Here is a 19,284-nt window from a genome sequence, read left to right on the forward strand (position 1 = left end):
AACCGCAGGTCCGGCCACTTGCGGGACTGCCCCTACCCGAGCGGCCCGGGCACCCCTAGGGTGGCGGCATGGGTGGCAGGAAGAGTCGTACGCGGGTCCACGTAGTCAGCGACGTCCACGGCAACACCGAGGCGCTCGCCCGGGCCGGGGAGGGCGCCGACGCGCTGATCTGCCTCGGTGACCTCGTCTTGTTCCTGGACTACGCCGACCACTCGCGCGGCATCTTCCCCGACCTGTTCGGCGTCGAGAACGCCCACCGGATCGTGGAGCTGCGCACGCAGCGCCGGTTCGCGGAGGCCCGCGACCTCGGGCGGGAGCTGTGGGCCGGACTGGACCGGGAGCGGCTCATCGAGGGTGCCGTCCGGCGTCAGTACGCGGACATGTTCGCCGCGTTCCCGAGCCCGACGTACGCCACGTACGGCAACGTCGACATCCCGGGGCTGTGGACGGAGTACGCCGGACCCGGCACGACCGTGCTCGACGGCCAGCGGGTGGAGATCGGGGGCCGGGTCTTCGGCTTCGTGGGCGGCGGGCTGCCGACGCCGATGCGGACGCCGTACGAGGTGGGCGTCGAGGAGTACGCGGCCAAGGTCGAGGCGCTGGGGGAGGTGGACGTGCTGTGCTCGCACATCCCGCCGGAGGTGCCGGAGCTCTGCTACGACACGGTGGCCCGGCGGTTCGAGCGGGGCAGCGAGGCCCTGTTGGCGGCGATACGACGGGTACGACCGCGGTACGCGCTCTTCGGGCACGTCCACCAGCCGCTGGCCCGGCGGATGCGGATCGGGGCCACGGAATGCGTGAACGTCGGCCATTTCGCGGCGACGGGGACGCCGTGGGCGCTGGAGTGGTGAGCGGCCGGTGCGAGCGCGCCCCGGGGGAGGCCCTGGAGTGGCCGGGGCCGCACGCGCGGTAGCCTTCACCCGGCGGCCGGAGGCCCCCACACACTTGTCGAACTCCCCGGAGGAGCGACCGCGATGGCGGAACACACCAGCTCGAGCATCACGATCGAGGCGGCCCCGGCCGACGTCATGGCCGTGATCGCCGACTTCGCCCGCTACCCGGAGTGGACCGGTGAGGTGAAGGAGGCGGAGGTGCTGGCGACCGATGCCGAAGGCCGCGCGCAGAAGGTCCGGCTGCTGCTGGACGCCGGGGCGATCAAGGACGACCACACGCTGGCGTACACCTGGAAGGGCGCGGACGAGGTCAGCTGGACGCTGGACAAGTCGCAGATGCTGCGGCAGCTGGACGGCTCGTACAAGCTGACTCCGATGGCCGGCGGCAAGCACACCGAGGTGACCTACCAGCTGACGGTGGACGTCAAGATCCCGATGCTGGGCATGATCAAGCGCAAGGCGGAGAAGGTCATCATCGACCGCGCCCTGGCCGGCCTGAAGAAGCGCGTCGAATCCGCCTGAGCGCGGGTACGCGGAGGCCCGCGCCGCGGTGAGCACAGCCTCCACCGGCCGCTGCCGCCCGGCCATGAGCGGCCGGCCGGCCGCCCGGGCGTGGCTGCCGGGCCGTGAGCGGGCCGTCGCCCTCCCGTCGTAGCCGCCCGCGCGTTGCCCCTGGCCCCGGCGGGCCGGGTCCTGACGTCTTGGTCCCGGCGGTCCGGGCTGCCGGTTCCGACGCGTCCTGCGGTCCGCCGGGGCGGGGGTCGTGTGGTGGTTGGGGTCGGGGGTGCTCGTACGGGGCTTCGGGGCCGCCGGGTGTTGCCCGTGGGTTCGCAAACAGGTGCCCGGTCTGCCCGGGTCCCGGTCGTTCGGGGCGGCCCGGCGTCGGGTTCGGCCCCGCCGTGAGCGGGCCGGCAGCCGCCCCGGCTGTAGCCGCCCGGGTGCTGCCGTCCCGCCCCCGGCCGGGGCGCGCCGCCCCGGTCCCGGCGACGCGGTCCTGACGTCTTGGTCCCGGCGGTCCGGGCCGTGCGTTCCGATGCGTCCTGCGGGCCGCCGGCGGGGCTCGTACGGGGCTTCGGGGCCGTCGGGGGTTGCCCGTAGGCTTCGGGAGCAAGCGGTCGGTCCGCCCTGGCGCCGGCCGGGGCCGTGAGCGATCCGTACCGCATCGAGGAGCACCGCAGCATGCACACCCTGCTCGTCACCGGACCCGGTGGCGCCGGGCGGACCACCGTGGCCGCCGTCACCGCGGTCGCCGCCGCGCGGGACGGGCGGCGCGTACTGCTGCTCTCCGGTGACCCCGGCGATCCCCTCGGCTCGCTGGTCGACCGGGACGAACCCCGGCTGCGGGTCGCTCGGATCGACTCGGGCGAGGAGTTCCGGGCCGAACTCGTCGCCCTCCAGGAACGCGGCGCCGCCCTCCTCGGCATGCTCGGCAGCCGTCCCCTCGGAGCCGAGGAACTCACCGAACTGCCCGGCGCCGAACAGTTCGCGCTGCTCCGCGCCCTGCGGCGGGCCGCCGCGGCCCCCGACACCGACCTGGTCGTCGTGGACATGCCCCCGCTGCACCAGACGGTGACCACCCTTGCCCTCCCCGCGCAGCTCCGCCGCTACCTGGCCCGGCTGCTGCCCGCCGAACGGCAGGCCGCCCGCGCCCTGCGCCCCGTACTCGCCCAGCTCGCCGGGGTCCCGATGCCCGCCCAGTGGCTCTACGAGGCCGCCGCCCGCTGGGACGAGGAACTCGCGGCCGTGCAAGCGGTCGTCGAGGCCCCGACGACCGAGGTACGCCTCGTAGCCGAGCCCGGCCCCCGGGCCGACACCGCGCTGCGCGCCGGCCGACTCGGGCTCGCCCTGCACCAGCTGTCCGCCGGGTCCCTCGTCGCCAACCGGACCCTGCCCCGGGACTCCGCGGAGCCCTGGCCGGCCGGACTCGTCGCCCAGCGGGAGAAGTACGCCGCCCAGTGGGCCGCCGAGCTCCCCCTGGTCCCGCTCCCGCACCTGGGACGAGACCCCGAGGGCCCCGAGGACACGGCCCGGCTCGCCGCCTCCGCCCCCGGACTGGCCCCCGCGGCGCCCGCGCCCCGCCCGACCTGGGCCGTCGAGGACCGGCGCGCCGAAGACGGCGTACTCGTCTGGGCGATCCCGCTGCCCGGCGCCCGCAAGGCCGACCTCGACCTGGTCCGGCGTGGCGACGAGCTGCTCCTGGCGGCGGGGCCCTACCGCAGGATCGTTCCGCTGCCGTCCGCGCTGCGCCGCTGCACCGTCTCGGGCGCCGCCCTCATCGACGGCGTGCTCCGCGTCCGGTTCACCCCGGACGCGCAGCTGTGGCCCCGCGCGCGCTGATTCCCGTACCGCCGTTCGGGTACCGTCGAAGGTAGCCAGTACCGCACGTATCGCAGCCGCCGCAGGAGTGTCCGCCATGAGCGAGGCCACCGACCGCCCTACCGACGACGACGCCTGGGCCAAGGCCTGCGCCGAGGACCTCGCGGCCGAGAAGGAGCGCCTCCGCGCGGAGCGGGGCGCCGCCGCCGGCAGCGGCGGCGGGACCGGCACCGCCGCCGAGGAACTCTTCAAGCTGTTCGAGGCCGTCGCCGACAAGGTCTCCTCCCTGAACAACCCGTTGCTGGGCGGCGCCGCCCAGGGCGCGGTGCGCCAGTTCGTCGACCAGGCCAAGACCGCCGTCAAGCCCGTGGTCGAGCGCAACCCCGAGGTCTTCGACCACCTCGCGGCCGCCGGCTCCGAGCTGCTCGCCGCCTACCGATCCGCCGTCGAGGGCCACGAGCGCCGCTGGACGCGGGAACGGCCGACGGCCACCGCGCCGCGCGCCGAGGACGCCGCCCGCCACGACGGCGACGAGGACCCCGGCGCCGGGCCCGCCGAGCGGATCGATCTCGACTGAACCTCCGCCGGGCTCGGGTACGGTTGGCCGTGGCGGGGCTTGACCGGAAACCGAGGGACTAATGGGACTCACCATCGGCGTCGACATCGGCGGCACGAAGATCGCGGCCGGCGTGGTCGACGAAGAGGGCACCATCCTTGAGACGTACAAGGTGCCCACCCCGCCGACCCCGGACGGCGTGACGGAGGCGATCTGCACCGCGGTCTCCGCGGTCGGCAGCAACCACACGATCGACGCCGTGGGCATCGGCGCCGCCGGGTACGTGGACGACAAGCGCGCCACCGTGCTCTTCGCCCCCAACATCAACTGGCGGCACGAGCCGTTGAAGGACAAGGTCGAGCAGCGCATCGGCCTCCCCGTCGTCGTCGAGAACGACGCGAACTGCGCGGCCTGGGGCGAGTACCGCTTCGGGGCCGGCCAGGGCCACGACGACGTCATCTGCATCACCCTCGGCACCGGCCTCGGCGGCGGCATCATCATCGGCAACAAGCTGCGGCGCGGGCGCTTCGGCGTCGCAGCCGAATTCGGGCACATCCGGGTCGTCCCGGACGGCCTGCTGTGCGGGTGCGGGAGCCAGGGCTGCTGGGAGCAGTACGCCTCCGGGCGCGCGCTCGTCCGGTACGCGAAGCAGCGCGCCAAGGCCACGCCCGAGAACGCGACGATCCTGCTCGGGCTCGGCGACGGCACCCCCGAGGGCATCGAGGGCAAGCACATCAGTCAGGCGGCCCGGCAGGGTTGCCCGGTGGCCGTCGACTCCTTCCGCGAGCTCGCCCGCTGGGCCGGGGCGGGGCTGGCCGACCTGGCGTCGCTGTTCGACCCGTCGGCGTTCATCGTCGGCGGCGGGGTCTCCGACGAGGGCGACCTCGTCCTCGACCCGATCCGCAAGTCCTTCAAGCGCTGGCTGATCGGCGGCGCGTGGCGTCCGCACGCGCAGGTGCTGGCCGCGCAGCTCGGCGGCAAGGCCGGACTGGTCGGTGCGGCGGACCTGGCCCGCCAGGGGTGACCACGATCGACGCCCGCTGCCCGCCGCGCCCCCTGGGGGAGCGGCGGGCAGCTGCGTAGGGTGGGTCGGTATGGAGCTGCCTTCGCTGTCGGCCACGCTGCCGAAGTCCCTTACGGAGCCCGACGGTTCCGCCGTGATCCGGGTGCTCAGCTACAACGTGCGCTCGCTGCGCGACGACGAGGAAGCGCTGGTCCGGGTGATCCGGGCGTGTGAGCCGGACCTGGTGTTCGTGCAGGAGGCGCCGCTGTTCTTCCGGTGGCGCAAGCACGCGGCGCGGTTGGCCTCGAAGTGTGACCTGGTGGTGCTGAGCGGGGGCGGGAGCGCCGCGGGGCCGCTGCTGCTGTGCTCGCTGCGGGCCTTCGTGGAGCGGACCGAGGACGTCCTGCTGCCGTTGACGCCGGGGCTGCACCGGCGGGGCTTCGCGACGGCCGTCGTGCGGTTCGGGCCGGCCGTGCGGGTGGGGGTGGTCAGCGCGCACCTGTCGCTGAACGCGCGGGAGCGGGCGGCGCAGGCGGAGATGCTGCTGGAACGGGTGCGGTCGATGGACACGCCGTACGCGATCGTGGCGGGCGATGTGAACGAGAGCCCGGGAGGGCCGGCGTTCGGGCGGCTGGCGTCGCAGATGCAGGACGGCTGGGCGGTCGCGCCGTGGGGCGGGGAGCACACGTTCACGCGGTCCGGGGCGCCGCGGCGCATCGACGCGGTGTTCGCTTCGCGGGGGGTGGAGGTTCTGGGCTGCGGTGTCCCGCAGGGCCTGCCGGGCGTTGTGGAGCCCGACCTCGACGCGGCCACGGACCACTTGCCGGTCCTGGCGGCCCTCCGCCTGCCGGCGTCCTGACCGGCCGCCCGCCTTCTTGGGGCCGGGCTCCGTGCGCCTGGGGCGCGCTGTCCGGGAGGGGTACGGCGCCGCCGCGCAAGCGCCCCCGGCTCCGCCGGGCTGCATGGGGCTCCGCCCCAGACCTCGCGCCTCAATCGCCGGCGGGGCTGGGTGTGCCCGCGTTGGGCGGGGCCCCGGGCAAGCCGCCGGAGCCACACGCGGGTGGCCCCGGCCCCCGGCGGACGGGGTTCGCCGCAGGGGTGCGGAGCCGGGGAGGGCCGCCAAGGCCGGGGCGTGCGGGCGGCGCGTCAAGAAAAGGTCACACCACCGCGCCGCGGCCCGGGTCGTCCTCGTCGTCGTCATCGTGGGCCATGCGCGCCACCAGCGTCGCGAAGCCGCCCAGGAAGCCGCCGATGCCGAGCGTCGTCAGCCACCACGTCATCTCCCACTGCAGCAGCACCGCCAGCAGCAGCAGGACCGGGCCGCCCACCACCGCCAGCCAGGCGAACTTCGCCGTGGTGTCCGCCGGTGGGAGCTCCGGTTCCGGGGGGACGAAGTGGTCGCCGCCGTCGCTGTCGCCGTCCTGAGACTCCGCCGGGGTGTGTTCCCGGGGACCCGGTCCCGGCGCCGGGGTCAGGGAAACCCCCGGGGCGAAGACCACCGAGCCGCCCAGGGGCTTCTCGGGCCGGGGCTCCGGCTGGACGTCCTCCTCCGGCAGCAGCAGGTTCTCGATGGGGCGGAACGGTCTGGACCCCGGCGGGTCCGGCGGTTCCTGCCCGTACCCGGCGACGATCGCCGCCCACGCCGCCTCCTCGTCCAACGGGGGCACACCCCCGGACGACTCCTCGTGCTCAGCCACCGCTGGCCGCCCCCTCCCGCCCGACGCTCTTCGCGAGCCGCCCGACGAACGCATAGCTGTCCGCGAAGATCCGCTCCGCGTCATGGTCCAACGTCGCGACGTGGTAGCTCTGTTCCAGCAGGGTCTCCGTCACGTCCGTGGACGAGATGCGGGCCAGGATGCGCGCCGAGTCCACGGGCGGTACGACATGGTCCTGCGGGCTGTGCAGCAGCAGCACCGGCTGCGTCACCTGCGGCAGTTCGGCGTCGACCAGCCGGAAGAACCGACGCACGGAGTGCGCGGCCCGCGTCGGCACCCGGTCGTACCCGACCTCCACCGACCCGGGCTTGGCGATGTCGCTCGCGATACCGGGAGTCGAGCGGATGAAGTGCCGCGCCACAGGAAGGGCGAAGGCCAGCGGGTCGTGCACCTTGTTGGCGGGGTTGACCAGCACGAGGCCGCTGATCGACTCCCCGTGCTTCGCCGCCAGCCGCAGGCTCAGCGCCCCACCCATCGACAGTCCGAACACGAACACCTGCTCGCACCGTTCGAGCAGCTCCCGCAGCGCGCGGTCCACCTCGGCGTACCAGTCCTGCCAGCCCGTGAGCTGCATGTCCTGCCACCGCGTGCCGTGTCCGGGCAGCAGCGGCAGCGACACCGTCAGTCCCCGCTCGGCCAGGTACTCGGCCCAGGGTCGCAGCGACTGCGGGGAACCGGTGAAGCCGTGGCAGAGAAGGACGCCGACCGGCCCGCCGTCGTGGCGGAACGGCTCTGCTCCAAGGAGGACGGGCACCAGGGACTCCTTTGAAAGGGCGGGGGGTACGTAGCGCTGTGTGACTTCACCGTACGCGACCGCGCCGGCACCGACCAGGGTCGTCGGGCCGCTCCTGCGGCGGCCAGGGGTTAAGGTCTGTTCGACGGACAAAGGAAGGCTTTCGAGTTGATCTACGGCGCTATGAAGTTCTCGATCGGCGGTTCACTGAAGCTCGCCTTCAGGCCGTGGGTGGAGGGCCTCGAGAACATTCCCGCGGAGGGGCCGGCGATCCTCGCGAGCAACCACCTGTCCTTCTCCGACTCGTTCTTCCTGCCGGCCGTGCTGGACCGGAAGGTGACCTTCATCGCGAAGGCGGAGTACTTCACCTCCCCCGGGGTCAAGGGGAAGCTGACGGCCGCCTTCTTCAAGGGCGTCGGCCAGCTCCCGGTGGACCGCTCCGGCGCGCGCGGGGCCGGCGAGGCCGCCATCAAGAGCGGCATCGACGTCATCGAGCGCGGAGAGCTGTTCGGTATCTACCCCGAGGGAACCCGTTCACCCGACGGCCGCCTCTACCGCGGCAAGCCCGGCGGGCTGGCCCGGGTCGCGCTCGCGACCGGCGCCCCGGTGATCCCGGTGGCGATGATCGACACGGAGAAGATCCAGCCGCCCGGCAAGGTGGTGCCCAAGCTGATGCGCCCGGGCATCCGGATCGGCAAGCCGCTCGACTTCAGCCGCTACCGCGGCATGGAGAGCGACCGCTTCATCCTCCGCTCGGTGACCGACGAGGTCATGTACGAGATCATGAAGCTTTCCGGCCAGGAGTACGTGGACATCTACGCGACGGCCGCCAAACGGCAGATCGCCGACGCGGAGAAGGCCGCCAAGGCGGTCAAGGAGTAGGAACGGGCGGGGCCTGCGGCGCCCGCGCGCGGGGGTGGGGGAGATGGCGGAGCGCGAGCGCGTCGTACGCATGTCGGTCGAGCAGCCGCTGTGGCGCGCCCTGACGGTCTACCGGCTCCTCACCATGGTCTACGCGGTGTTGCTGTTCGCCTTCGCGTACAGGGAGTTCGACCGGCCGGCGGTCGCGATGGGCTTCCTCGCCGTGCTCGCCGTCTGGACCGTGGCCACCTACCGCAACGTCGCGAGCGCCGTCCGTTGCACCAAGCGGTTCCTCGGGGCCGACCTCACCGTCGCGCTCGCCGGCATCCTGCTCACCCCGCTCGCCGACACCCACCAGCGGATCGGCGCCGGCGGTCCCACCCTCCCCAGCATCTGGACGGCCGGCTCCGTGCTCGCCTTCGCCCTCAAGGGCGGTTGGCGCTGGGCGGCTCTCGCCTCCACACCCGTCGCCGTCGCCAACATCGTCATCCACGGCGGTGACCCGACCCGCGACACCCTGCACAACGTGCTGCTGGTGTGGGTCGCCTCCATCGCCATCGGCTACGTCGTCGAGGTCGCCCGCGCCAGCGAGGCCACCCTCGCCCGCGCGCTGGAGATCGAGGCCGCGACCCGCGAGCGCGAGCGCCTCGCCCGCGACATCCACGATGGGGTCCTCCAGGTGCTGGCCATGGTCCAGCGGCGCGGCTGCGAACTGGGCGGCGAGGCGGCCGAACTCGGCAGGATGGCCGGGGAACAGGAGGTGGCGCTGCGCACCCTGGTCTCCAGTGGGCTCGTACCCGCGTCCCGGGTCTCCCGGGACCAGTCGCTGGGCGCGTTCGTGGACGCGTACGAGGACGAGGAGTCGGGCGACGAGGAGGGGGAGTTGGACCTGCGGACGCTGCTCGCCCCGCACGCCGGGTCCCGGGTGAGCTTCGCCGAGCCGGGCAGCCCCGTGCCGCTGTCGGTGCCCGCCGCCCGCGAGTTGGCGGCGGCGGTCGGCGCGGCCCTGGACAACGTGCGCAAGCACGCGGGGGAGGGCGCCCGGGCCTGGATCCTGGTCGAGGACTGGGGGGACGAGGTGATCGTCACCGTCCGGGACGACGGTCCGGGCATCCCGGCCGGCCGGCTCGACCAGGCGGAGGGCGAGGGCCGGATGGGCGTGGCGCTGTCCATCCGGGGCCGGCTGCGGGACCTCGGCGGCACCGCCGAGTTGGTGTCCGTCCCCGGACAGGGCACCGAAGTGGAACTGAAAGTACCGAGGGGGAGAACCTGATGACGCGACCCGACGAGTCGAACGAACTCGACAAGCCCGGCAACCCCGATGAGCGCAACGAGCGCAACGAGCCCGACGGGTCCGGAGCGCTCGGAGCGCTCGGAGCGCTCGGAGCGCTCGGGGCGATCAGGGTGATGGTGGTCGACGACCACCCCATGTGGCGCGACGCGGTCGCCCGCGACCTGGCCGCCGCCGGCTTCGATGTCGTCGCCACCGCCGGGGACGGCCCCGAGGCGGTCCGCCGGGCCGTTCCGGCCGCCCCGCACGTCCTGGTCCTCGACCTCAACCTGCCGGGCATGCCGGGGGTGCGGGTGTGCAAGGAGCTGGTCGGCGCCGATCCGGCGCTGCGCGTCCTCGTCCTCTCCGCCAGCGGTGAGCACGCCGACGTGCTGGAGGCCGTCAAGTCCGGTGCCACCGGCTACCTGTTGAAGTCCGCCGGGGCCCAGGAACTGATCGACGCGGTGCGCCGCACCGCGGCCGGCGACCCGGTCTTCACCCCTGGTCTCGCGGGTCTGGTCCTCGGCGAGTACCGGCGACTGGCCACCGACCCGGCGCCGGTCGCGGCCGACGAGCCTAAGGCCCCGCGGCTCACCGAGCGCGAGACCGAGGTGCTGCGGTTGGTGGCCAAGGGTCTGTCCTACAAGCAGATCGCGGAGCGGCTGGTCATCTCCCACCGCACGGTCCAGAACCACGTGCAGAACACCCTGGGCAAGCTCCAGTTGCACAACCGGGTGGAGCTCGTCCGGTACGCCATAGAACGCGGCCTCGACGACGCGTAACCGCGGTCGTACGTCGTACTCATGTCCTCGTACGAGTGAACGGGCGTACGCAATGTCCCTTGATTCAGCCGGAATTGACCCCTCCGGGGCCCTTGCTGTGATCTGAGTCACCACTAGCGTGACCGTCATGCGGGCCCCGCGCCACCGCCGGGCCCTGTGGCGAAGGGAAATTCCATGAAGGTCGGAGTGCTGACGGGCGGCGGCGACTGCCCTGGCCTCAACGCGGTCATCCGGGGCGTCGTGCGCAAGGGCGTCCAGGAGTACGGTTACGGGTTCGTCGGCTTCAAGGACGGCTGGCGAGGGCCGATCGAAGGGGACACCGTCCCGCTCGACATCGCCGCGGTGCGGGGCATCCTGCCGCGCGGCGGCACCATCCTCGGCTCCTCGCGCACCAACCCGTTCAAGCAGGAGCACGGGGTCCGGCGGATCAAGGAGAACCTCGCCAAGTACGAGGTCGAGGCGCTCGTCGCGATCGGAGGCGAGGACACGCTGGGCGTGGCCGCGCAACTGTTCGAGGAGTACGGCGTCCCGTGCGTCGGCGTACCGAAGACCATCGACAACGACCTGTCGGCCACCGACTACACCTTCGGCTTCGACACCGCCGTCGGCATCGCCACCGAGGCCATCGACCGGCTCCACACCACGGCCGAGTCCCACATGCGGGTGCTGGTCGTCGAGGTCATGGGGCGCCACGCCGGCTGGATCGCCCTGCACTCGGGCCTGGCGGGCGGGGCCAACGTCATCCTCATCCCCGAGCAGCGCTTCGACATGGACAAGGTGTGCGCCTGGGTGACCTCCCGCTTCACGTCGAGCTACGCGCCGATCGTCGTCGTCGCCGAGGGCGCCATGCCCAAGGACGGCGACATGGTCCTCAAGGACGCCACCAAGGACTCCTTCGGCCACGTCCGGCTGTCGGGCGTCGGCGAGTGGCTGGCCAAGGAGATCGAGGCGCGGACCGGCAAGGAGGCCCGTACGACCGTGCTCGGACACGTCCAGCGCGGCGGCACGCCCAGTGCCTTCGACCGGTGGCTGGCCACCCGGTTCGGGCTGCACGCCATCGACGCGGTGCGTGACGGCGACTTCGGCAAGATGGTCGCGCTCAAGGGCACCGACATCGTCCGGGTCCCGATCATCGAGGCCACCTCCAAGCTCAAGACGGTGGACCCGGCGCTGTACGCGGAGGCGGGAGTGTTCTTCGGCTGAGCCGCGGGGCGCCCGCGGATCATGGGTCGTATCGTGACGAACGACCCATGATCCGTCTTTTCCGGGCGCGGCGGGAGCGAACGTGGAGATCCTGGCATTCGGGGTGCGGGCCGACGAGAGGCCGCTGATGGAGAAGGCGTTCGCCGGCCATCACGACGTGCGCTGTCTGGACGTCTTCCTGACCGAGGACACCGCCCCCATCGCCGGCGGCTACGAGATCGTCTCCACCAGCGTCAACGCCGACCTCGGCGGACGGGTCCTGCGGGCCCTGGCCGACGGCGGGACCAGGATGATCGCCCAGCGTTCCACGGGCTTCGACAACATCGACCTGGAGGCCGCCCGGGAGCTCGGGCTCACGGTAAGCCGGGTGTCCTCCTACTCGCCCTACTCGGTGGCCGAGTTCGCGTGGGCCCTGGCCATGGCCGTGAACCGGCGGATCGTGCGCGCGTCGAACCGGACACGGGATTTCGACTTCCGGCTGGACGGGCTGATGGGCCGCGACATGCGGGGCCGCACCGTAGGCGTGCTCGGCACCGGCAAGATCGGCGAGGCCTTCACCCGGATCGCTCGCGGCTTCGGGATGAACCTGCTGGGCTGGGACGTGGTGCCCAACCCCGCCTGCGTGGAGCTGGGCATGCGCTACGTCGACAAGGACGAGCTGTTCGTCGCGTCCGACCTGATCAGCCTGCATCTGCCGCTCGTCGACGCCACGCACCACATCGTCGACGGCGCGGCCCTGCGGCTGATGAAGGACGACGCGATCCTGGTCAATTCGAGCCGGGGCGGCCTGGTGGACACCGAGGCGCTGGTCGACGAACTGCGCGACGGGCGCTTCGCGGGGGTGGGGCTCGACGTCTACGAGGCGGAGGCCGGCGTGTTCTTCCCGGACAAGTTTCTGGAGGCCCTGGAGGACGACACGCTGGCCCGCCTGATCACCTTCCCGCACGTGGTGGTCACCTCCCACCAGGCGTACTACACGCACGACGCGGTCGGTCAGATCATCGGCGCGACGGTCGCCAACGTGGCCGACTACCTGGCCGGCCGCCGCTCCGGGAACACCCTGTCGCCCCCGGGGTAGGGGGCCGCGCGCTTGCGGCCCCCCCTGACGGGACCTACGCCGGGGCGCCCGCGCGGACGGACGCCAGCAGGTCGCCCATCAGCCGCGCGCCGCGCAGCGTCAGGACCGACTCCGGGTGGAACTGGACCCCGGCGAAGCCCGCCGCCGAGCGCAGGGCGTGCACCTCACCGCTCGCGGTGTCCCGGGCGACCTCGACCCCGCGCGCCGCCAGCCGTTCGGCGTCCCGCGCGGAGCAGCGCGCCGTGTACGTGTTGTAGAACCCGACCACCTCCGGCGCCCCGAACAGATCGATCCGCGTCTGCGCCCCCTGCGCCGGCTCCGCCTTGCGCACCAACGGCAGCCCGAGTTCGGCGGCGAGCAGCTCGTGGCCCAGGCAGACCCCGAGCAGGCCGCCCCGGTGCCCGGCCAGCAGGTCCGCCGCCAGCGCGCGCAGCATCCGCATCTTCGCGTCGGCCGCGTCCGCCGGGTTCCCCGGCCCCGGTCCCAGCACGACCGGGCCCTCCCAGGCCAGGGCCGCCGCCCGCAGGCCCGGATCGTCGAAGCGGCGCACGCTCACCTCCAGCCCGGTCACCCTCAGGACGTGCGCCAGCATCGCCGTGAAGGTGTCCTCCCCGTCCACCACCAGCGCGTGGCCCGAGGTGCCCGCCGGCCGGTCCTGCATCCGCAGCCAGAACGGCGCCAGGTCGTGCCTGCGGGCGGCGAGGGCCGCCTGGACCCGCGGGTCGCAGCCCAGGCCCGCGGCGGCGGCCACCCGGCGGGGAGCGGCCGCGCGGACGCCCAGCGCGGCCAGCACCCCGGCCGCCTTCGCATGGGTCTCGGCCACCTCGCCCGCCGGGTCGGAATGCCGCACCAAGGTGGCGCCGACCGGCACGCGCAGGGTCCCGTCCGGCGCGATGTCGGCGGTGCGGATCAGGATGGGGGAATCCAGCGTCTGCGCCCCGGCGCCGTCCCGGCCCAGCAGCGCGAGGGCCCCCGCGTAGTAGCCACGGCCGCCGCTCTCGTACCGCTCGATCACCCGGCAGGCGTTCTGCACGGGCGAGCCGGTGACGGTCGCCGCGAACATCGTCTCCCGCAGCACCTCCCGCACGTCCATCGAGGAGCGCCCGCGCAGCTCGTACTCGGTGTGCGCGAGGTGCGCCATCTCCTTGAGCCGGGGCCCGACGACCACACCGCCCATGTCACCGACCGTGCACATCATCTTGAGTTCCTCGTCGACCACCATCGACAGCTCCTCGGTCTCCTTGCGGTCGCCGAGGAAGGCGAGGAGGGACTCGGCCGTGGGCCCCTCGGCCGGATACCGGTACGTCCCGCTGATCGGGTTCATCACGACCGTCCCGCCGGACATCCGGACGTGCACCTCCGGGCTCGCGCCGACCAGGGTGCGCTCCCCGGTGTGGACCACGTACGTCCAGTAAGCGCCCCGCTCGCCCAGCAGCAGCCGGCGGAACAGGGCCAGGGCGTCGGCGCGCCCGAAACCGTCGATCCGGCCCTCGAAGGTGCGCCGGATGACGAAGTTCGCGCCCTCCCCGCGCCCGATCTCGTCCCGGATCACGCGCTCCACAGTTGCGGCGTACTCCTCGTCGGGGACGTCGAAGCCGCCGCCCTCGACGCGCACCGCGTGGTCCGGCAGTGCGGCCAGAGCCTCGGCGAGCGGCACCTCGTAGGCCTCCTCGGCGACCAGCACGCTCAGCGGGGTCCCGTCGTCGCGCACGTCGAACCCGCGCTCGCGGATCTGCCGGAACGGCACCAGGGCGAGGGTCGGCAGGTCCCGTACGGGGAGGTCGGCGAGGTGCTCGGCCTCGTGGACCGGGCCGAGCAGCACCTCGACGGTGTCGTGGTCGCGGCCGGGGGTCCTGCGGCGCAGCAGGGCGAACGATGGGCAGGACTCGTCCAGCAGGCGGCTGAGGTCCGTGGTCATGGGGTGGGCGTCCTTCCGGAGGGAGGGACGGCCCGCGTCGCAAAACGCGGAAGGCCGCCCCTCGGGGCGGCCTTCGTGTCGCTCGTGTCTTCTTACGTACGCGAGAGGAGTGGGCCGCCGGGAGCGGGCCACCACCAGTTCAGGTTCGAGTGCGCGTACATGCCGCCGACCCTAGCGCACGCATTGGCGGAGGCGAGGCTTCCGGACCGCGTCCCCCATATCCGGAGACACCCGTCTCACCAAGTGGGCATCGGGCTGGACGTCCCGCCTGACGACGTAATGTGTACGAGGTGACCGTGAACGCTGAAAACCACGCCCCCGCCGTCAAGGCGACCTGGCGAGACCTTCCCGCGGCGCAGCAGCCTTCGTACCCCGATGCCGAGGCACTGCGCGCTGTCGTCGCGGACCTCGAGTCGTATCCGCCCCTCGTTTTCGCGGGCGAGTGCGACCAGCTGCGCGCCCGTCTGGGAGCCGTCGCCAAGGGCGAGGCGTTCCTGCTCCAGGGCGGCGACTGCGCCGAGGCCTTCGACGCCGTATCCGCCGACCACATCCGCGCCAAGCTCAAGACGCTGCTCCAGATGAGCGCCGTCCTGACGTACGCGGCCTCCGTGCCCGTCGTCAAGGTCGGCCGCATCGCCGGCCAGTACTCCAAGCCGCGCTCCAAGGACACCGAGACCCGCGACGGCGTCACCCTGCCGACCTACCGCGGTGACTCCGTCAACGGCTTCGCCTTCACCGAAGAGGCCCGGATCCCGGACCCCGAGCGGCTCAAGCGCATGTATCACGCGTCCGCGTCGACGCTGAACCTGGTGCGCGCCTTCACCACCGGTGGTTACGCGGACCTGCGCCAGGTGCACGCCTGGAACCAGGACTTCGTGAAGAACTCCCCGTCCGGGCAGCGCTACGAGCAGCTCGCGCGGGAGATCGACAACGCGCTGAACTTCATGAAGGCCTGTGGCACCGACCCGGCCGAGTTCAAGGCGGTGGAGTTCTACGCCTCCCACGAGGCGCTGCTCCTCGACTACGAGGGTGCGCTGACCCGCACCGACTCGCGGACCGGCAAGCTGTACGACACCTCCGGCCACATGGTCTGGATCGGTGAGCGCACCCGCCAGCTGGACCACGCGCACATCGAGTTCTGCTCGCGGATCGCCAACCCCATCGGCATCAAGCTCGGCCCCACCACCACCGTGGACGAGGCGTTGACGTACGTCGACCGCCTGGACCCCGAGCGGGAGCCGGGCCGGCTGACCTTCGTCGTCCGCATGGGCGCCGACAAGGTCCGCGACAAGCTCCCCGAGCTGGTCGAGAAGGTCACGGCCTCGGGCGCGACGGTGGCCTGGGTCACCGACCCGATGCACGGCAACACCTTCGAGGCGGCCTCCGGCCACAAGACGCGTCGTTTCGACGACGTGCTCGACGAGGTCAAGGGCTTCTTCGAGGTCCACAAGGCGCTGGGCACCCACCCGGGCGGCATCCACGTCGAGCTCACCGGTGACGACGTCACCGAGTGCGTGGGCGGCGGCGACGAAATCTTCGTCGACGACCTGCACCAGCGCTACGAGACGGCCTGCGACCCGCGGCTCAACCGCAGCCAGTCCCTGGACCTGGCGTTCCTCGTCGCCGAGATGTACCGCGACCAGTAAGCGGCTCGTGACGGTGGGGCGCGGATCGATGTGATCCGCGCCCCACTGTCGTATCCGGGTCTTTTAGGGGAGCCTCACCTTAGGTACGGTTAGGTAAGCCTCACCGAATAGGAGTGGCTCGTCCGACCCCGTCCGACCCAGTCCACTCCCGGGAGGTGAACCGCGTGTACGTCTGCTCGTGCTTCGGGATCACCGACAAGCAGGTCAAGGAACACGCGGAGGCCGGGGCGTGCACCCCCCGGCAGATCGCCTCGGCCACCAAGGCCGGCACCGACTGCGGCTCGTGCGTCCGCACCATCCAGGGCCTCCTCGGGCGCGGCGCGTGCCCGCGCCGCGAGCTGCTGGAGAAGGGCCGGACGGCGGCCGTGCTCGCCGCCGAGCCCGCGCCGGTCGCCGAGCCCGCGCCGGCGTACGCGGCCTGACCGCACGCGGTCGGCTCAGCCCTCCGGCTGCTCGATCTGCTGCGCGATGTACAGCGGCTCCCCGATGCTCTCGATGAGCTCCAGCTGGGTGTCGAGGTAGTCGATGTGGTGCTCCTCGTCCGCCAGGATCTCCTCGAAGAGACGCGCGGAGGTGACGTCGCCCTTGCCGCGCATGACCTCGATGCCTCGCCGCAGGCGGTCGATCGCCTCGACCTCGACCTGCCGGTCCGCCTGGAACATCTCCGTCAGGGTCTGACCCACGCGCACGTGGAAGAGGCGCTGGTAGTTCGGCAGGCCGTCGAGCATGAGGATGCGCTCGGTGATCTTGTCCGCGTGCTTCATCTCGTCGATGGACTCGGCACGGGTGTAGTGGGCGAGCTTCGTCCAGCCCTTGTTCTCCTGGATGCGGTAGTGCAGCCAGTACTGGTTGATGGCCGTGAGCTCGCCGGTCAGCTGCTCGTTGAGAAACTCAAGGACCTCGGGGTCGCCCTGCATCGCAGAGGCTCCTTCCAAGCAATGTCAGCTACGTGACTGGGCAGTGCGCGCATCCTTCCACCGTCCCCCGGGGCAGTCCAGTAAGTGCCTCCTTAGTGGGAGTTACCATGACTTGCCCGGATCGGCCCGGAGCTGGTCATGACCACCCCGCGCCGTCTGTCACCATGGAGACATGGGTCAGCCGGAAAGCCGGGAATCTCCGGGAGCAGAGCAGTTCGAGCTCCCTCCGGGGCAGCGGTTGCAGCGAGGCTGGCCGGTCACCCATTACGGGCCGGTGCCCAAGTTCAAGCCCGACCGCTGGGAGTTCCGCGTCTTCGGAGCCACGGCCGACGGGGAGAAGCACTGCTGGAACCACGAGGAGTTCGCGGCCCTGCCGTTCGACTCGGTCGTGGCGGACCTGCACTGCGTGACGAAGTTCAGCATGCAGGGGGCCGAATGGGGCGGGGTGCTCGCACGGACCGTCCTCGAACTGGCCCCGCCGGCACCGCAGGTCACCCATGTGATGGTGTGGGCCGAGTACGGGTTCAGCTCGAACATGCGATTGGCTGATTTCTCCTCGGAGCGGACCGTCTTCGCCACCCATCAGGGTGGCGAACTGCTGACGGCGGAGCACGGTTTCCCGCTGCGGCTCGTGGTGCCGCACCTGTACGCCTGGAAGGGACCCAAGTGGGTCCGGGGCGTGGAGTACATGACCGCCGACCGGCGGGGCTTCTGGGAGGAGCGGGGGTACCACAACATCGGCGACCCCTGGCGCGAGCAGCGCTACTCGTACCAGGAGGAGCCGGGGGACGGCCCCGAGATCTAGGCCGTCCCTCCCGGATGTCGCCGATCAGTGGTACTGGTGGACGACCGCGTGGCCCTTGCCGCGGCCGATCATCCACTTGTTGACCGGGGTGGTGACGACGAAGGCGAGCGCGAGGGAGAGCGCGAGCGCCGTCCAGAACAGCGCCTCCGAGAGTTGGGCGTCCATCGCGCCCGGCCACAGAGCGATCACGCCGTTGTCGATCAGCTCCATCACCGCGATGGAGAGGGTGTCGGCGGCCAGCGCCACCCGGACGGCCGTACGCAGGTCCACGCCCGCACGGAGGATGCCGCGCAGGGTGAGCGCGTAGCCGAAGAAGAACGCGAGGACGATGGCCGCGATCATCGTGGCCGTGTTGCCCCAGCCGAGCGCGGTGCCGATGATCATCCCGAGTACTTCGCCGATGGCGCAGCCCGTGAGGCAGTGCAGGGTGGCCTTGGCGGCCATGGCCCAGCTGACAGGGCCGTTGTGGCCGGCGTGGCCGCTGTGGTGCTCGTGGCCTGCGTGCGCGTCGTGGTCGCCGTGTGCCTCGTGGTCGGCATGCCCGTGATGTGCGTGGTCCATCGCAGCCCCCTGGGAACGTCGGATTACGGTCCTGCGGATAGCGGAACCGTATACCCCCCAGGGGTATTCCCCAATGCTTTAGGCGTGGGCGCCGCGCAGTTCTTTCAGCAGGGCCACGTCCGCGGCGTGACCCTCCTTGCCGCCCGGCGTCTCGATGATCAGCGGTACGCCCTCCATCGCGGGGTGGGAGAACAGCTCGCCGAACGCCTCCCGCCCGATGTGGCCCTGGCCGATGTTCGCGTGGCGGTCGTTGTGGGCGCCGACGCCCTCCTTGGAGTCGTTGGCGTGGATCAGTTTCAGCCGGCCCTCGCCCACCGTGTCCACGAGCAGGTCGAGCGTCTGCTTGGCGCCGCCCGGCTCCGCCAGGTCGTGGCCCGCCGCGAAGATGTGGCAGGTGTCCAGGCAGATGCCGAGCTTCGGGTGGTGGTCGAGCGCCTCGAAGTACGGGCCGAAGTCCCAGGTGCGCGAGCACAGGGAAGAACCCTGACCGGCGGTCGACTCCAGCAGCAGGAAGGGGTCGTCGTCGTGCGTCAGCTCGTCCAGCAGCGGCAGCATGTACTGCCTGACCTGCGCGTACGCGGCCTCGCGCGGGCGGCCGCCGGTCGCGGAGCCGGTGTGCACGACCACCCCGAGCGCGCCGATCTCACGGGCGCGGCGGAGCGAGTGCCGCAGGGACTCCACCGACTTCTCGACGGTCGCCTCGGTGTGGGAGCCGAAGTTGATCAGGTACGGCGCGTGAACGTAGGCCGGAACCGACCCCGCCGCGCACTGGGCCCGGAACAGCTCGTCCTGCGCCGGGTTGCCGGTCGGGGTGGCCCAGCCGCGCGGGTTGGCCACGAACACCTGGACGGCCTCGGCGCCCATCTCGCGGGCGTACGTCAGGCCGACCGAGGCGAGCCCGCCGGCCACGGGGACGTGCCCGCCGACCGGATTGCGGCGCGCCGCGGCCCCGGAGGCGCGCACGTCGGCGGCCGGGTCGGTGGCGGCGGCCTGGCCCGTGAGGGCCGGGTCGGCGGGCGGGCCGGTC

20 protein-coding genes are annotated in these 19,284 nt (G+C 72.3%); 14 read left to right on the forward strand and 6 right to left on the reverse strand.

What is annotated here, in order from left to right; all coding sequences use genetic code 11:
- Positions 1-68 precede the first annotated feature (68 nt).
- The 6 genes from ACV7NM_RS23045 (at position 69) to ACV7NM_RS23070 (ending at position 5,627) form a co-directional block, all read left to right on the forward strand.
- Positions 69-851, forward strand: a complete 783-nt coding sequence (locus tag ACV7NM_RS23045; RefSeq protein WP_463412051.1) for a metallophosphoesterase family protein — start codon at positions 69-71, stop codon at positions 849-851.
- Between the two features lie 123 nt (positions 852-974).
- Positions 975-1,415 (forward strand): SRPBCC family protein, encoded by a 441-nt coding sequence (locus tag ACV7NM_RS23050; protein ID WP_463412052.1) that lies wholly within the window; start codon positions 975-977, stop codon positions 1,413-1,415.
- 657 nt (positions 1,416-2,072) lie between these two features.
- Positions 2,073-3,230: an ArsA family ATPase gene (locus ACV7NM_RS23055; RefSeq protein WP_463414036.1), complete on the forward strand. Its 1,158-nt coding sequence runs from the start codon at positions 2,073-2,075 to the stop codon at positions 3,228-3,230.
- A gap of 76 nt (positions 3,231-3,306) precedes the next feature.
- Complete coding sequence (locus tag ACV7NM_RS23060) at positions 3,307-3,786, forward strand: DUF5304 domain-containing protein (RefSeq protein WP_463412053.1); 480 nt, start codon at positions 3,307-3,309, stop codon at positions 3,784-3,786.
- Between the two features lie 61 nt (positions 3,787-3,847).
- Positions 3,848-4,789, forward strand: a complete 942-nt coding sequence (locus ACV7NM_RS23065; protein WP_361315987.1) for an ROK family glucokinase — start codon at positions 3,848-3,850, stop codon at positions 4,787-4,789.
- Positions 4,790-4,859: 70 nt separating this feature from the next.
- On the forward strand, positions 4,860-5,627 hold the full coding sequence (locus ACV7NM_RS23070) for an endonuclease/exonuclease/phosphatase family protein (RefSeq protein ID WP_463412054.1): 768 nt from the start codon (positions 4,860-4,862) through the stop codon (positions 5,625-5,627).
- A gap of 298 nt (positions 5,628-5,925) precedes the next feature.
- Here the strand turns inward: ACV7NM_RS23070 and ACV7NM_RS23075 are convergent, their stop codons facing one another.
- Positions 5,926-6,519: a hypothetical protein gene (locus ACV7NM_RS23075; protein WP_463412055.1), complete on the reverse strand. Its 594-nt coding sequence runs from the start codon at positions 6,517-6,519 to the stop codon at positions 5,926-5,928.
- Entirely contained in the window at positions 6,458-7,237 is a 780-nt protein-coding gene (locus ACV7NM_RS23080; protein WP_463412056.1) for an alpha/beta hydrolase, read from the reverse strand. Before ACV7NM_RS23080 ends, ACV7NM_RS23075 begins: the two co-directional genes overlap by 62 nt.
- A gap of 162 nt (positions 7,238-7,399) precedes the next feature.
- On the opposite strand from ACV7NM_RS23080, the gene ACV7NM_RS23085 reads away from it, so the two are divergent.
- The 5 genes from ACV7NM_RS23085 to ACV7NM_RS23105 all read left to right on the forward strand — a co-directional run bounded on the left by ACV7NM_RS23085 (position 7,400) and on the right by ACV7NM_RS23105 (position 12,410).
- The gene (locus ACV7NM_RS23085; RefSeq protein ID WP_453355693.1) at positions 7,400-8,098 is read left to right on the forward strand and encodes a lysophospholipid acyltransferase family protein; all 699 of its coding nucleotides are present in this window, start codon (positions 7,400-7,402) and stop codon (positions 8,096-8,098) included.
- Positions 8,099-8,141: 43 nt separating this feature from the next.
- Entirely contained in the window at positions 8,142-9,350 is a 1,209-nt protein-coding gene (macS, locus tag ACV7NM_RS23090; protein WP_463412057.1) for a MacS family sensor histidine kinase, read from the forward strand.
- 134 nt (positions 9,351-9,484) lie between these two features.
- A complete protein-coding gene (locus ACV7NM_RS23095; RefSeq protein WP_463414037.1) occupies positions 9,485-10,129 on the forward strand; it encodes a response regulator in 645 nt (214 codons plus the stop codon).
- Positions 10,130-10,303: 174 nt separating this feature from the next.
- Positions 10,304-11,332 (forward strand): 6-phosphofructokinase, encoded by a 1,029-nt coding sequence (locus ACV7NM_RS23100; protein WP_463412058.1) that lies wholly within the window; start codon positions 10,304-10,306, stop codon positions 11,330-11,332.
- 82 nt (positions 11,333-11,414) lie between these two features.
- Positions 11,415-12,410, forward strand: coding sequence for a 2-hydroxyacid dehydrogenase (locus tag ACV7NM_RS23105; protein ID WP_463412059.1), 996 nt, complete (start codon positions 11,415-11,417; stop codon positions 12,408-12,410).
- 34 nt (positions 12,411-12,444) lie between these two features.
- Here the strand turns inward: ACV7NM_RS23105 and ACV7NM_RS23110 are convergent, their stop codons facing one another.
- Positions 12,445-14,328: an anthranilate synthase family protein gene (locus tag ACV7NM_RS23110; protein ID WP_463412060.1), complete on the reverse strand. Its 1,884-nt coding sequence runs from the start codon at positions 14,326-14,328 to the stop codon at positions 12,445-12,447.
- Positions 14,329-14,609: 281 nt separating this feature from the next.
- Between ACV7NM_RS23110 and ACV7NM_RS23115 the strand changes: the two genes are divergently transcribed.
- Both ACV7NM_RS23115 and ACV7NM_RS23120 read left to right on the forward strand, forming a co-directional pair.
- A complete protein-coding gene (locus ACV7NM_RS23115; RefSeq protein WP_463412061.1) occupies positions 14,610-15,974 on the forward strand; it encodes a class II 3-deoxy-7-phosphoheptulonate synthase in 1,365 nt (454 codons plus the stop codon).
- Positions 15,975-16,129: 155 nt separating this feature from the next.
- Positions 16,130-16,396 carry a (2Fe-2S)-binding protein gene (locus tag ACV7NM_RS23120; protein WP_463412062.1) on the forward strand — a complete coding sequence of 89 codons (267 nt, stop codon included), beginning with the start codon at positions 16,130-16,132 and terminating at the stop codon, positions 16,394-16,396.
- A gap of 15 nt (positions 16,397-16,411) precedes the next feature.
- On the opposite strand, the gene bfr is transcribed toward ACV7NM_RS23120, so the two are convergent.
- Entirely contained in the window at positions 16,412-16,891 is a 480-nt protein-coding gene (gene bfr / locus ACV7NM_RS23125) for a bacterioferritin (RefSeq protein ID WP_463412063.1), read from the reverse strand.
- 172 nt (positions 16,892-17,063) lie between these two features.
- Between bfr and ACV7NM_RS23130 the strand changes: the two genes are divergently transcribed.
- The gene (locus ACV7NM_RS23130; protein ID WP_463412064.1) at positions 17,064-17,696 is read left to right on the forward strand and encodes a sulfite oxidase-like oxidoreductase; all 633 of its coding nucleotides are present in this window, start codon (positions 17,064-17,066) and stop codon (positions 17,694-17,696) included.
- A gap of 24 nt (positions 17,697-17,720) precedes the next feature.
- Here the strand turns inward: ACV7NM_RS23130 and ACV7NM_RS23135 are convergent, their stop codons facing one another.
- Entirely contained in the window at positions 17,721-18,257 is a 537-nt protein-coding gene (locus tag ACV7NM_RS23135; protein ID WP_463412065.1) for a DUF4396 domain-containing protein, read from the reverse strand.
- A 78-nt stretch (positions 18,258-18,335) separates the two neighbouring features.
- A complete protein-coding gene (locus ACV7NM_RS23140; protein ID WP_463414038.1) occupies positions 18,336-19,220 on the reverse strand; it encodes a deoxyribonuclease IV in 885 nt (294 codons plus the stop codon).
- Positions 19,221-19,284 lie beyond the last annotated feature (64 nt).

It is taken from the genome of Streptomyces sp. Tek67B01 (assembly GCF_055231995.1).

Excerpts from the sequence above, each read along its gene's own strand:
- ACV7NM_RS23135 (WP_463412065.1), bottom strand. The coding sequence starts at position 18,257 with ATGGACCACGCACATCACGGGCATGCCGACCACGAGGCACACGGCGAC.
- ACV7NM_RS23070 (WP_463412054.1), top strand. The coding sequence starts at position 4,860 with ATGGAGCTGCCTTCGCTGTCGGCCACGCTGCCGAAGTCCCTTACGGAG.
- ACV7NM_RS23095 (WP_463414037.1), top strand. The coding sequence starts at position 9,485 with ATGGTGGTCGACGACCACCCCATGTGGCGCGACGCGGTCGCCCGCGAC.
- ACV7NM_RS23085 (WP_453355693.1), top strand. The coding sequence starts at position 7,400 with ATGAAGTTCTCGATCGGCGGTTCACTGAAGCTCGCCTTCAGGCCGTGG.
- ACV7NM_RS23110 (WP_463412060.1), bottom strand. The coding sequence starts at position 14,328 with ATGACCACGGACCTCAGCCGCCTGCTGGACGAGTCCTGCCCATCGTTC.
- ACV7NM_RS23065 (WP_361315987.1), top strand. The coding sequence starts at position 3,848 with ATGGGACTCACCATCGGCGTCGACATCGGCGGCACGAAGATCGCGGCC.
- ACV7NM_RS23055 (WP_463414036.1), top strand. The coding sequence starts at position 2,073 with ATGCACACCCTGCTCGTCACCGGACCCGGTGGCGCCGGGCGGACCACC.
- macS (WP_463412057.1), top strand. The coding sequence starts at position 8,142 with ATGGCGGAGCGCGAGCGCGTCGTACGCATGTCGGTCGAGCAGCCGCTG.
- ACV7NM_RS23100 (WP_463412058.1), top strand. The coding sequence starts at position 10,304 with ATGAAGGTCGGAGTGCTGACGGGCGGCGGCGACTGCCCTGGCCTCAAC.
- ACV7NM_RS23130 (WP_463412064.1), top strand. The coding sequence starts at position 17,064 with ATGGGTCAGCCGGAAAGCCGGGAATCTCCGGGAGCAGAGCAGTTCGAG.
- ACV7NM_RS23050 (WP_463412052.1), top strand. The coding sequence starts at position 975 with ATGGCGGAACACACCAGCTCGAGCATCACGATCGAGGCGGCCCCGGCC.
- ACV7NM_RS23045 (WP_463412051.1), top strand. The coding sequence starts at position 69 with ATGGGTGGCAGGAAGAGTCGTACGCGGGTCCACGTAGTCAGCGACGTC.
- bfr (WP_463412063.1), bottom strand. The coding sequence starts at position 16,891 with ATGCAGGGCGACCCCGAGGTCCTTGAGTTTCTCAACGAGCAGCTGACC.
- ACV7NM_RS23060 (WP_463412053.1), top strand. The coding sequence starts at position 3,307 with ATGAGCGAGGCCACCGACCGCCCTACCGACGACGACGCCTGGGCCAAG.
- ACV7NM_RS23075 (WP_463412055.1), bottom strand. The coding sequence starts at position 6,519 with ATGCGTTCGTCGGGCGGCTCGCGAAGAGCGTCGGGCGGGAGGGGGCGG.